The organism is Selenomonas sp., from assembly GCF_052169755.1.
Lineage (GTDB): Bacteria > Bacillota > Negativicutes > Selenomonadales > Selenomonadaceae > Selenomonas.
The window spans coordinates 1-11,136 of record NZ_JBQNBV010000069.1 but is presented as its reverse complement, the minus strand read 5'-3'; the positions used below and the strand labels follow the sequence as shown (position 1 = coordinate 11,136).

The window sequence follows — 11,136 nt, the reverse complement described above, 5'->3', positions numbered from 1 at the left end:
AGATGATGAAGATCGCCTTCTCGCGATTGAAGCCAGCCGCCCAGCGGTTTGTCAGCTCCGCCGTCGCATAGATGCAGACGAGCGTAAAAAGCGCCGTCTCAAGATCGAAAAGCGCCGCCGATGCAGCGATGATGAGCATGTTGAGCAGAAACACGCCCGTACCGACGTCGATCGACCAATACTTCTTCAAGATGGCGCCAAACACATCAACGCCGCCCGTATTTGAACCGAAGCGGAAAATGACTCCATAGCCGATACCGGAAACGACACCGCCAAAGATCGCATTGAGCATCGTGTCCCGCACGGGATGCAGCGCCGAAAGCGGACTGCATACGTCGATGCCAAAGGAGAACAGTACCGTGCCCAAGATCGTATCGACAGCATAGCGCTTTCCCACGAAGCGATGAGCAAGGTAGAGAATCGGCAGATTGTAGACGAGAAGCTGCACGCCGACAGGCCAGCCCACGAAGTAATGCAGCAGAATGGCGATGCCGCCAAGACCGCTCGTCAGAAGGTTCGCCGGCAGGATGAAGAGGTTGATGCCCACGCCGCAGACAGCGCAGCCGAAAAGAACCACAAAGTAGCGGCGTACTTCATGAAGGACTTCCCGTTTCTTCAGCATCATGCACTTCCCCTTTCTCCATGTCCGTCTCTCTTGGCGCACCGCTTTCTGTCATCGCGTGTGCGGCTTCCCGCGGCTTGCCGCGCGCGACGAGGTAGAGCGGACGGCGCTTGACTTCTTCGAAAATACGCCCGATGTACTCGCCAAGGATGCCGAGCGCGACGAGCTGCAAACCGCCAAACAGCAGCACGCACGCCGTGATCGTCGCCCAGCCGGGCACGGCGCTGCCCTCGATGAACTTGATGTAAAGCACGTGCAAGAGCAAGAGTATGCTCAAGATACCGCAAATAAAGCCCGCATAAAGCCCCAGACGCAAGGGCACCGTCGAAAAAGCAAGGATGCCGTCGAGTGCAAAGCGCAGCATCTTTCGCGGAGAGAACTTAGATACCCCCGCAAAGCGCTTGGGCGCAACGAAGCGAATCTGCACCTGCCGATAGCCCATAGCGCCGATCATGCCGCGAATGAAACGCGCCCGTTCACGATAGCGGCGAAATTCGAGCACAACCTTGCGATCCATAAGACGAAAATCCGAGCCGCCTTCTTGGATATGCACGCGCGAGATGCTGTTGAGCGCCTTGTAATACCAATACGACGTCGCTTTCTTCAAGCAGCCGACGCCCTCCGTCGTCTCCCGTATCGTCTGAACGACTTCATAGCCCTCTTCCCACTTGGCAAGAAGCGTCGGAATCAAGGCGGGCGGGTGCTGCATATCGCCGTCCATCATGATCGTCGCTGCGCCGTCCGCATGGTCAAGACCGCACGTCAGAGCGATCTGATGCCCGAAGTTGCGTGACAGAAAGATCGGCTGCACGCGCACATCGCGCTCTTCCAAGCGGCGCAGGATCTCGCGGCTCCTGTCGCGTGAGCCGTCGTCGACGAAGATCAGCTCGAAGTCATATTTCGTCGTAGTCATGACATCGCAAATCGCCTGATAAAAATGCTCTAAGTTGTCCTCCTCGTTAAAGACGGGAACAACGATGGAAATAAGCTGCAAAATCCCTCTCCTCTTTCTTTCATCCGTGCTTTCCATTTCTTTCAGCGTGCGCGGCTCCCCATTCTCCATAGATGCTTGCCATCACACCTCTTCGTTCGCCTCACTTCTTCACGAGACGCAGATGCCGCTCGGCTTTCTTCTTCGCCACATCACGCTCCAAGGCTTCGCGAAGTTTGCTGCGGCTCGACGCGCCCGTGCCATGCTGACCGATGTTCAGCAAGATGCCGACGCTCGCCATGCTGATCATCAGCGATGTGCCGCCGTAGCTGATGAAAGGCAGCGGCACACCAATGACGGGCAAAAGACCGCCGACCATCAAGAGATTGACGACCGCCTGCCCGCTGATCAAGAGAAGGATGCCCGTCGCCAAAAACTGTCCGTAAGCATCAGCCGCAGCATTTGCGATACGCGCGCCATAGACAGTAAACGCCGAGTAAAGCACCAGCATGAGGATGACGCCCAAAAAGCCCGTTTCCTGGCTGAAAATAGCAAAGGCGAAATCCGTATGCGCTTCGGGCAGATAGCTGTACTTGCTCACGCCCATGCCGAGTCCCATGCCCGTGAGCCCCCCCGAGCCGATGGCAGACAGCGACTGCACCGTCTGATAGCCGATGCCCTGCGCATCCGCCCACGGATCCATAAGGACCTTGAGACGCGCCAGACGATACGGCTGCAGGACAGAAAGCGCCGCGCCCGCCGCCGCAAAGATGGCAACAGTCGTCAGAACCTTCGTCTTTTCAAGCCCCGCAATGCACATGAGTACGAACGGCACGAAGATAACGATGAACATTGTGCCGCCGTCCGGCTCCAGCTCAATCAAAAGTCCCATGAAAAGAATCAGCAGATACTGCGGGTTGGGAAAAAGGATGTCGATGGGCTTGTCGTTGCGCACGCGATACGCCGCATAGGCGGAAATGAGCATCAAAGAAACGAGCTTTGCAATCTCTGCCGGCTGGATCTGAAAGCCTCCCGCACCGAGCCAGCGTTTTGAGCCGTTGACCTCCGCGCCCACGAGAAGCACGGCGAGCAGCGCAAGAATCGTGACGCCGACGACCGGCACGATCCACGCGCGCCAGCGATGGTAGTTCACGCGGCAGCCGAGAAAGAAGCAGAAGAAGCCCGCTCCAAGATTGATAAGCTGACGCTGCAAAAAGAAATACGGCGAACCGAAATTCGTTTCCGCAAGAATAAAACTCGAACTGAACACATTGATGCTGCCAAAAACGAGGAGCACAATGAAGATGGCGAGAACCGCCTCCATGTCGCTGACCCAGAAGCTCTTCCTGCCTTTTGTCTCCTGCGCTTCCTGTTTTTCCATAAGCCCCTCCTTCAGGCGAATGTAACCTCACAGCGGTTGATCTTCTCGCCTTTGCCGCTGAACTTTCTTTCATACTCCGTCATCACGTTGTCGGGACGCGCCTCTCTGTGCAGATCGTAGCAGACGTCGTGCAGGGAAAGCCCCATCTCACGGAACTCTTCCAAGGAAAAATCAAAGAGCGCACGGTTGTCCGTCTTGAAGAAGAGACTGCCTCCGGGCACAAGAAGCGCCTTGTAGCGCATGAGGAAGCTGCGGTGCGTGAGACGGCGCTTTGCGTGCCGCGCCTTAGGCCACGGATCGCAGAAATTCACGAAGAAGCGTGTGATCTCTGCGGGAGCAAAGATCTTCTCAAGCTGCGCGATGTCAAAGACGAGCAGACGCACATTTTTCAGTCCCTTTTCGCGCACCTTCTGCGCGGCAGCAATGAGGACGTCCTGCTGCTTCTCGATGCCAATGAAGTTCACCTGCGGATTCCTCTCTGCCATCTCGCTGATAAAATCTCCCTTTCCCGTGCCAAGCTCGACGAAAAGCGGCGCCTCGCGTCCGAAAACCTCCTGCCAGCGGCCTCTCTCCGCCTCGCCCGCCGGACGATCCTTAGGATAGACAAAATCATCGTACGCGTGAATGGCCTCATCCACCCACGGCTTTCTGCGCAGTCGCAAAAAACTTCCTCCTCACGGTTTTTCCAGCTGAAACTTCTTCAAATAGCGATAGAGCGTCACGCGGCTGACATCAAGGAGATTCGCAAGCCGACTGACATTGCCGCCGGCGGACTTCCATGCACGCAGGAATATCTCGCGATCACTCTTCCAGTTGTCATCCGGCTTCACATCGCCCATGAGATTGATGTTCTCCGGAGCGATCACCGTGCCGGCGGTATGGAAAAACGCCTGCTCCAAAACGCTCTGCAGCTGCTTGATATTATCGGGCCAATCGTATTGCTCCAAAAGTGTCAGCGTCTCGGGCAGAAGCTGCTTCGGCTCCATGCGGTGCTGCTCGGCAATCTCGCGAATGATCTGCTCGGCAAGCAGAGGTATGTCCTCGCGCCGATTGCGCAGCGCCGGCATTCGGATGACGCTGCGTGAAACAAGATCATAAAGACCGCGATCAAAAAGTCCGCGCTCCGTCAAACGCTTGAGATCGCTGTCGCAGTCGGCAATGACGCGCACGTCAATCGGACGCACCACCGTCTCGTCGAGACGATGCGCCTTGCCCTCACGCAGGGCTGCTGCCAGCGCTGCAGCCGTTTTTTTCGGCAGCTTCTCGATTTCATCGAGAAAGAGCGTGCCGCCCGAAGCGAGTTCGAGCTTGCCGGGACGACTGACAGCGGGCGAGACGGCGACGCCGAAAAGTTCCTCAGCGATAAGCTCCGGCTGCACGTCACCGCAGCGAAACGAGATCAACGGTCCCGCCGCACGCGACGACGCCTGATGTATGCCATGCGCCAAACGCTGCTTGCCCGTGCCGCCCTCTCCCTGCAGCAGCACATGATGCTTGCCGTGCGCCACGCGCAGCGCCTTGTCGCGCAGCGCATAAAACGCCTGCCCCGTACCCGCCATCGTCGCGAGACTGTACTTCGCCGTATAGCCGGCTGTATGCGCAACGAGCATACGGATGTCCTCGATCGGCATAGAAATGGTCACCACGCCGGAAACTTCATGCGTCGCCGGACTTTCCAACGGCACGACCGTCGTGATATCCTCATACGTCTTTGCCGCCGTGATCCATGTGACTTCCTTGTTGTACGACGGCGTGCCGCTGAATCCTTGATAGATCGGCGTGTGACGATAATTCAGGACAATATCGTTGAGATTCGAAAGTCGGCTCGTCTCTTGATCTCGCGCACCGATACGAGCGAGACGCTCAAGCCCCAAGCGGTTCGCGTAGACGACCTCTCCGCTCGGCAGTATGTGATATACGGCAAACGGCGCAGTGTCCAAGATCGCTTCCTGCGCCCGCAGTCTAAGATCGCGGGACAAGGCGGCGGCAAGCGAGCGAGAGACGAGCAAAAGCTGTGCGATGACTGCATCCTGCGGCACTGCCGCCGGATCGTTGACGACAATATTCACGAGATAATGCAGCTCCTCGCCGACGAGAACGGGAGCCGTGCAGGCGTCGCCCGCGTGACTTGCCTCACGCCAGATCTCCGGTCCGAAAACCCAAAACGGCGTGCGCTTCTCCCTCGCTATGCTGATGCTCGATGCACCGATCTCCTCGACGCCAAGGCGCGATCCCTCGACCTTGCCGTGCGGCAAATGCATGAAGGGCAGCGAATAACTTTTCAAAACGATCGCATCCGCATCGAGCAGCAAGAGACTCAAACCGTATCGTGCAAAAAACTCCTGCACGCCTTCCGTCAGCTGCGAAAGACAGTCGATGGCATGCGCATGTTTTTTCTGCAGCACACGAAAATCTTCCGGCGAAAGCGCGTGCTTCGGTTCCGTGCCCACCTGCGGCACACCAAGCCGTTCGCTCTCGCGCCACGCTTCAGCAACCCAAGGATGCACATTGACGTCTATTTTTCCTTCATCCCGAAATTTTCGATAATAAGACTTGAGCTTTTCCCTGCTCCGCTGCTCCCGTATCATATCTTTCCCCCACCCGTACCGAAATGTACTCCATGAATGAATCCATTTGCTTCCTCTTATATATTATACCGTTTCATTGTACTACGAAATGTTAAGAGCGACAAGCACATTGCCAAGTTCTCATAGAGTGAGTATAATAGAAAAGATATTATGACAAACTTGTGCAAAGAAAGCAGGGATTCGACATGGCAAAGCAATTAAAGAAAATACGCAAACACTTGAAGCCGCCGACCGTCGGCAAAGACGCCGAAAAACGCCCCGAAAAAAAAGGCAAGGACACCTTCCTCCTCATCATGCTCGCGCTCACGCTCTTCATCGCATTCATCGGCTGGCAGGAGATGACGTGGCTGAACCGCTCGATGTACGGCACGCTCTTCCTCTCTCTTCTCTTGATCTACGGCTACAAGCAAGGGAACTTTAACGAGAAGGAAAAGCTCTGGATGACACGCGCCAGCATGTTCTTCATCATCGTTTCCTTCGCCCTCTTCGCGGCGATCTGCTACTTCCAGTACTTCGCCTGAAAAGCGCTTTCCTCAAAAGAACCCACCATGCCCGCTTGGGTGTGGTGGGTTCTCCTCTTTTCATCTCATTCAATCCTTCAAAACATGCCACTCGCCGCTGCGGTTCGTTCCCGTGCGCTCAAGAACGCCGGCCTTTTGCAGAGCCGTCGTCATGCGCTTGACCGTAGCGATGGATATGCCGAGCGCTTCTTTCAATGCCTTCTGCGTGACCTTGGGATTTTCCCGAATCACTTGAATCAGACGTTCATCCAAGGAATCATCCTGCACGTCCTCCGCCGTGAAAGAAAGTTCCTGCTGCGCTGCATTCGGCTTCTCTTCCTGCATCTCAGCAGCCTCTTCTTCAACGACTGCGGCGTCCGCTTTGAGATCCGCCAGCGACGCAATCTCAAGCTTCAATTCCGGTGCAGGCTCAAGATCCAGCTCCGTTGCCGCGTCCATCCCTTCCGCCGCTTCCGGCTCTTCTTCCCGCGCTTCCTCGTGCAAAGGCTCCGTCTCTTCTTCGGCTTCTCTTGCAGACGCCGGCGCACCATCTTCTGCATCCGGCGTGTCCGGCGCTTCCGCCGCTGTAGCTTCGACTGCTTCGACTGCTTCCGCCGCCGCAGCAGACGCTTCCTCCGACGCAGCCGCCGCTTCCGGCACAGAATCTTCTCCTAGCATCGCGGCTTCATCCATCTGCACAGGCTCCGCGCACTCTGCGGCGACAGGCTGCGGCACAAGATCTTCTTCCGGCGCCGCAGCTTCCTCCCGCGCAGGCTCGACGCTCTCTATCTCTTCTGCGCTTTCTTCCGGCGCCGCAGCTTCCTCTGCACGGCAATAGAGATTGATGCGCACGGAATCGCCGAGCGTGACGACGGCAGGCTCCGGCAGACGCGCTTCTTTCGCCGCGCGGTAAAGCTCGGGCAAGATGCTCTGAAACCCTGTCATCATTCCCATGTAGAGGAATGCCGCCGCAATGGCGCGGTTGCGTATCTTCGAAAACCCCGTCTTGAGTTTCCAGATCGTCATATCCTCTTCCAACAATCCGGGCGTCGTGATCTCGAGCCGATCTTCATAAAGTACGAGGGAGATGCGCCCCGGCGCTGCATAGTTTCGCTGGCAAACAGCACGCGCAATCAAACGGCGCAAAAGTTCCTCCGAAAGCTCCGCCAAACCGTGCGCTCCAGCGCCGCGCGCCGCAAGTCTCCCATACATATAAGCCGCCGCACCGTCCACCTGCTCCGTCAAAGAACCGGCGAACTCCTCACCGCCGACGAAATCAAGGCGCGTCGTGCCAAGATACTCCGCGCACTGGATGAATCCCTCGGGGAAAAGTTCTTCCGCCGTTCCCATGAGTAAATGCCAGCCGTTCGTCGCCCGATAAACGCCGTCCTCTTCGCGCAGGAGCTTCCACGCCAAAAGATCTTCCTTCTGCAAACGCGCGACGTCAGCGGCGTCGGCACGCCGCTTTTCTGCCTCGCGGTACATCATGCGGCAGAACTCCTCGATCTCTACATCATCGACAGCATTCTCCGCCGCCAACTGATCGGCGCTGCTGTTCGTGCCTGAAAGCAGAAGTTCCTGCACCTGATACGGCTCGGCAAGCCGCGTCGCACCGCCCACGCGCACATAAGCGCCGTCCATCATGCCCGCTTCCTTGATGAAATACGGCTTTTCCATGCCGGGAAAAATCTCGACGACAACGACCTGACGCCCATCCTGCAGCTCTACGCCGACGCGAGGGAAGATGCGCGGCTCACAGCTGTCGAAAATCTGCCGCGTGATCTCGTCAATATAGGGGATGATCTCCGCATCTGCGGAAAATCCCCTGCCGCTTTCACCATAAAAAATGATGCGCCCGCCCCGCCCGTTTGCAAAAGCTACGGCAGTATGTAAAAAAGATCCACTCTCCGCCACGATCTGCTCCACGAAATCGCCGCGAGCTCCCATCATTTCTTCCTGCACATTCAGCACCTCTCTGCTATCCATTTTCTACAGTATAACAGTTTTTTCAAGGAAAGTCCAAAAAAAGAGGGCGGTTCTCACCACCCTTTTCCAGCCCTTGTCCAGCGGTCAATTTTCTATGCCCCGACGCGCCGCCACACCCTTTGCGTAATAATGACGCACCTCTTTCATCTCCGTGATGAGATCGGCGCGAGAAAGAAGCCAGTCGGGTGCATTCCTGCCGGTGAGGACGATCTCGCATCCGCTCGGCAAAGCATCGAGCAAAGCCTCAACTTCCCCGCGCGAAACGAGACCGAAAAACAACGCGACGTTGATCTCATCGAGGATAACGACATCCCAATCACCCGAACGCACGGCTTCCGCCGCTTTGGAAAAGCCCTCGCGCATAAGCCGCAGATAGTCGGCGGGCGGCTCTCCCGCAGGAAACACGACGACGTCGTCCCCCCACGCCGCACGCTCTTCGTCCGGCAGCATACCCTCCTTCGCGATAAAGAACGGTTTTCCCGTCGTATGAAGCGCCAGCTGCGGCGAAAACCCCTGCAGAATCTTCTGCTCGCTGTAGGCAAGGCTCTTCATAAACTGCATGATGTAGACGCGAAGCCCCGCCCCCAGAGCGCGCACGGCAAGTCCAATCGCCGCCGTCGTCTTGCCCTTGCCCGCGCCCGTATAGACCTCAATCATCGGTTGTCCACCTTCTCCAAGGCGTATAAGTCGTGCTCAGCGAATCGCTTTTCAGCCAGCTTCTCATACTTCGTGCCCGGTTTGCCGTAATTCGTATACGGATCAATCGAGATGCCGCCGCGCGGCAGAAACTTGCCCCAGACCTCGATGTAGCGCGGCTCCATGAGGCGCACAAGGTCTTTCAATATGATGTTGACGACGTCCTCATGAAAGTCGCCGTGATTGCGGAAGCTGAAGAGATAGAGCTTCAAGGATTTGCTCTCGACCATACGCCGCTCAGGCACATAAGAGATCGTAATCGTCGCAAAATCGGGCTGCCCCGTGATCGGACAGAGACTCGTGAACTCCGGACAGTTGAACTTGACCCAATAATCCTTGTCAGGATGCTTGTTTTCGAAAGTTTCCAGAAGATGCGGCGCATAATCCGCCGCATACGGCGTATTCGTTCCGCCGAGATGCGTAACGCCCTTCATCTCATCGCTCGTGCGTGTCATGACGGCTCCTTTCCGCGCAGAAACTTTTCTTCAAACCCTTCCTGCGTCTCCGGTCTGCCGAAGAGATATCCCTGAATGGAATCGACCTTGCAGCTCTTCGACAGAAGTTCATACTCATCCCATGTTTCGACGCCCTCGATGCAGACGCTCATGCCCACGCTGTGACAGAGCGCCACCGTATACTCCACGATGCGGCGGTCAAAGTCCGACGACAAAATCTCCTTGACGAAAGCGCGGTCGATTTTCACGATATCACAGGCAAGATTCTTAAACATCTCCAAAGACGAACAGCCCGTGCCAAAATCGTCCATAGCAATTTTCAACCCGTATTCGCGCAGAGAAGAAAACTCTCGATTGATGAAGTTCCAATCTGCAATGACCGTCCGCTCCGTAAGCTCAAGCACGATGCTTTCAGGAGCGACGCCATAGCGCTCGACGCATGATTTGACAGCATCCTTGAAGGACGGATCGCGCAGCTGCACATACGACAAGTTTATGCTCATGCGAAAGTCGGGAACACGCCTTTGCCAATCGCGGCATATACGCACCGCCGTATCGGCGATCCACTTGCCGACGGGAATCATCAGCTGCGATTCCTCCAAAAGCGGGATGAACTCCATCGGTGCGACCATACGCCCCTTGGAGTTCTGCCAGCGAAGGAGCGCCTCCGCGCCGATGATACGCTGATCCACCGCATGGACCTGCGGCTGAAAACAAAGACTGAAGCCCCGACAGTCGTCTTCCACGCTCCTTCTTATGTCCTCGTGCGCCGTCAGTGAACGCAGCCACCGATTGTAAAGCTCCTTGGAAAACAAGACGTTCTTATTCTTGCCGCTCTGCTTGGCAAAGGACAGCGCCGCTTCCGCATACTTGTGCAATACGAGATAGTCCTTGCCGAACTGCGGGAAAAATACGGCGCCGCCCGACACCGTACAGAAATACTTGCGATCATTGATTTTCTGCGGTTCTGAAAGCGCCGTCTGTATGCTCTTATAGAGAGCCTCAACGTCCGCTTTCCGAGCGCCCGGATAGACAATGCCGAACTCATCGCCGTCGAGTTTATAGAGTCGAAAATCCGTCGCAAGAATCCGGCGGATGCGATGTGCGACCTCGCGCAGAACCTGATCGCCAAAGGAACGGTTGTATACCTCGTTGATGATCTTGAAGTTATCTATGCCGATGATCATCAGAGCGCCGCCCCTGCCCGTCTCGCGCGCCTCATCAAGCGCCTCTTTCATCCTCTGTTCAAGCTGGTATTTGCTCAAGAGTCCTGTGACGGCGTCCGCATGAGTGCGCTGCCCCATGAGCCGGAAGATGCCTGCATAGAGCAGTCCCTTCCCCTCATAGGCAAAGGACGCCGCGCAGCGGCACTCGACCCATTCGTAGCTGCCCTTACGCATCTTGGCGCGGAACTCGATACAGCCTTCCCTCATGCGCCCTTGAAGCACCTCGTCAAAAATTCCCGTGACGCGAGCACATTCCGTCGGGTGCATGATGCTGCGCCATGCTTGGCGAAACTCCAAAAAATCCATCGTTTCGGCAGGTATGCCGAAGTCACGCACGATATTCGGCGAAACCATCGCGATCTTGTTTTCCATATCCACGACATAAAGATAGCCGGACGTCGTCCTTTTCAACAAATCAAAATAAAGTTTCAGCCGCTTCAAGAGCGGACTCAAAGTCACTCGATCCGTTCGGCGCATGACACTCTCCCCTCCGCTGATACGGTATATTCTCATAAATATATGATAAACGACAAATTTCCTAAATGCAAGCCTTGACAAATGTTTCCGATATAAAAACCAAAGAACGCAAAACGCCTCCGATGCACAAAGACCATCGAAGGCGTTTTAAGTCAAACCCAAGGGAAGCAGCCCGCTTGGCTGGGCTTCTATATAGCGTGAGGACGTATGTACAGCGTGCATCTTTGATGATGCTGCCAAGGGAACCGGGTGAAAAGCGTCTCCTGCCGAATCT

At 56.1% G+C, this 11,136-nt stretch carries 10 protein-coding genes; 1 reads left to right on the top strand and 9 read right to left on the bottom strand.

The window, feature by feature from the left end:
• The 5 genes from ACTTKG_RS06295 to ACTTKG_RS06275 all read right to left on the bottom strand — a co-directional run.
• Window positions 1–625, bottom strand: a 625-nt coding sequence (locus ACTTKG_RS06295; RefSeq protein ID WP_442673385.1) for a YitT family protein, incomplete at its 3' end; no start/stop codon positions are given.
• Window positions 594–1,616 (bottom strand): glycosyltransferase family 2 protein, encoded by a 1,023-nt coding sequence (locus ACTTKG_RS06290; RefSeq protein WP_442673384.1) that lies wholly within the window; start codon window positions 1,614–1,616, stop codon window positions 594–596. The genes ACTTKG_RS06290 and ACTTKG_RS06295, both read right to left, overlap by 32 nt.
• A gap of 100 nt (window positions 1,617–1,716) precedes the next feature.
• A complete protein-coding gene (locus ACTTKG_RS06285) occupies window positions 1,717–2,934 on the bottom strand; it encodes an FtsW/RodA/SpoVE family cell cycle protein (protein WP_442673383.1) in 1,218 nt (405 codons plus the stop codon).
• Between the two features lie 11 nt (window positions 2,935–2,945).
• Window positions 2,946–3,596, bottom strand: a complete 651-nt coding sequence (trmB, locus tag ACTTKG_RS06280; protein WP_442673382.1) for a tRNA (guanosine(46)-N7)-methyltransferase TrmB — start codon at window positions 3,594–3,596, stop codon at window positions 2,946–2,948.
• Between the two features lie 12 nt (window positions 3,597–3,608).
• Complete coding sequence (locus tag ACTTKG_RS06275; RefSeq protein ID WP_442673381.1) at window positions 3,609–5,522, bottom strand: sigma-54-dependent Fis family transcriptional regulator; 1,914 nt, start codon at window positions 5,520–5,522, stop codon at window positions 3,609–3,611.
• 185 nt (window positions 5,523–5,707) lie between these two features.
• Between ACTTKG_RS06275 and ACTTKG_RS06270 the strand changes: the two genes are divergently transcribed.
• Window positions 5,708–6,043: a hypothetical protein gene (locus ACTTKG_RS06270; protein WP_442673380.1), complete on the top strand. Its 336-nt coding sequence runs from the start codon at window positions 5,708–5,710 to the stop codon at window positions 6,041–6,043.
• 69 nt (window positions 6,044–6,112) lie between these two features.
• On the opposite strand, the gene ACTTKG_RS06265 is transcribed toward ACTTKG_RS06270, so the two are convergent.
• The 4 genes from ACTTKG_RS06265 to ACTTKG_RS06250 form a co-directional block, all read right to left on the bottom strand.
• On the bottom strand, window positions 6,113–7,972 hold the full coding sequence (locus ACTTKG_RS06265) for an ATP-binding protein (protein ID WP_442673386.1): 1,860 nt from the start codon (window positions 7,970–7,972) through the stop codon (window positions 6,113–6,115).
• Between the two features lie 120 nt (window positions 7,973–8,092).
• A complete protein-coding gene (locus tag ACTTKG_RS06260) occupies window positions 8,093–8,665 on the bottom strand; it encodes a cob(I)yrinic acid a,c-diamide adenosyltransferase (protein ID WP_442673379.1) in 573 nt (190 codons plus the stop codon).
• Entirely contained in the window at window positions 8,662–9,159 is a 498-nt protein-coding gene (gene queF, locus ACTTKG_RS06255) for a preQ(1) synthase (RefSeq protein WP_442673378.1), read from the bottom strand. The genes ACTTKG_RS06260 and queF overlap by 4 nt, the downstream gene beginning before the upstream one ends.
• Window positions 9,156–10,862 (bottom strand): bifunctional diguanylate cyclase/phosphodiesterase, encoded by a 1,707-nt coding sequence (locus ACTTKG_RS06250; protein WP_442673377.1) that lies wholly within the window; start codon window positions 10,860–10,862, stop codon window positions 9,156–9,158. The genes queF and ACTTKG_RS06250 overlap by 4 nt, the downstream gene beginning before the upstream one ends.
• Window positions 10,863–11,136 lie beyond the last annotated feature (274 nt).

Bases quoted from the DNA above. Each gene is read 5' to 3' on its own strand.
- ACTTKG_RS06285 (WP_442673383.1), bottom strand. From the start codon at position 2,934: ATGGAAAAACAGGAAGCGCAGGAGACAAAAGGCAGGAAGAGCTTCTGG.
- ACTTKG_RS06265 (WP_442673386.1), bottom strand. From the start codon at position 7,972: ATGATGGGAGCTCGCGGCGATTTCGTGGAGCAGATCGTGGCGGAGAGT.
- ACTTKG_RS06250 (WP_442673377.1), bottom strand. From the start codon at position 10,862: ATGCGCCGAACGGATCGAGTGACTTTGAGTCCGCTCTTGAAGCGGCTG.
- ACTTKG_RS06270 (WP_442673380.1), top strand. From the start codon at position 5,708: ATGGCAAAGCAATTAAAGAAAATACGCAAACACTTGAAGCCGCCGACC.
- ACTTKG_RS06275 (WP_442673381.1), bottom strand. From the start codon at position 5,522: ATGATACGGGAGCAGCGGAGCAGGGAAAAGCTCAAGTCTTATTATCGA.
- ACTTKG_RS06260 (WP_442673379.1), bottom strand. From the start codon at position 8,665: ATGATTGAGGTCTATACGGGCGCGGGCAAGGGCAAGACGACGGCGGCG.
- queF (WP_442673378.1), bottom strand. From the start codon at position 9,159: ATGACACGCACGAGCGATGAGATGAAGGGCGTTACGCATCTCGGCGGA.